Genomic DNA, 693 nt, shown 5'->3' with positions numbered 1-693 from the left:
AGCTGGCCGACGTTGCGCATATGCTCCAGACATTCGAGGTCACGGGCGGTAATGGTGGTGTGTCTCATGCGCGCACCTCCGCAACCGGCAGACGGCCAGCGAACGAGAGAACGTAATCGCGAACGAGAGAAAGACGTGCGGCGTGCTCATCACCGGCAACGGTGCGGAGCATACAGATACGGGGTTTACGGTCTGCGCGACGAACGGCGGCAAACACAAAGACAAACTGCGGGTGTGACGGGGTGAGGGTAGTAGCCATGATGGCAGCCTCCTTGAAGTAGTTTGAAAAACTACCACCGGAAACGCCAATTTCACTGGTGGCAGCCCGAACGGGGTTGGCGTAACCGGCCTTCAAGGAAACCGGCCAGCCCGAAGGCTGCCCCGCCCGGACTACCATTATCAGAAAAGGGCTCGGGTGCACGAATAAACACCACAGCCCTGAAAATGGGTGTGCCTGAGCAACGACATAAAAAAACACGCATGGCGCGTGTCGTGTCGCCTTGAAGTTATTCGGAACGCCAATTCCGGCTGCCGATTTTGCGACAGCGGGAAAACTATACCTGGAAACGGCGAAAAGAAGCAAGCCAGAAAAAGGGGCTGTTTGCTGAACGATCATCATCATGCGTCATAGCCCCGGTTACGTTCGGCAATGCGATCCGCCATCCATGCAGTGATTTCAGACTGCGCCCACGC

Annotated in this window: 1 protein-coding gene and 1 pseudogene; both read right to left on the bottom strand. The window is 56.7% G+C overall.

All coding sequences use genetic code 11. From position 1 onward, the window contains the following. Nucleotides 1-64: 64 nt before the first annotated feature. On the bottom strand, nucleotides 65-622 hold the full coding sequence (locus OGY71_RS00280) for a host cell division inhibitor Icd-like protein (protein ID WP_061357468.1): 558 nt from the start codon (nucleotides 620-622) through the stop codon (nucleotides 65-67). Further along, nucleotides 619-693, bottom strand: a pseudogene (locus OGY71_RS00275) (helix-turn-helix transcriptional regulator); the annotation flags it as partial. The pseudogene OGY71_RS00275 and the gene OGY71_RS00280, both read right to left, overlap by 4 nt.

This window comes from Citrobacter sp. Cpo109, assembly GCF_030332565.1.
Lineage (GTDB): Bacteria > Pseudomonadota > Gammaproteobacteria > Enterobacterales > Enterobacteriaceae > Citrobacter > Citrobacter portucalensis.
This window is presented reverse-complemented; position numbering and strand designations above follow the sequence as displayed.

Excerpts from the sequence above, each read along its gene's own strand:
- OGY71_RS00280 (WP_061357468.1), bottom strand. The coding sequence starts at position 622 with ATGATGATGATCGTTCAGCAAACAGCCCCTTTTTCTGGCTTGCTTCTT.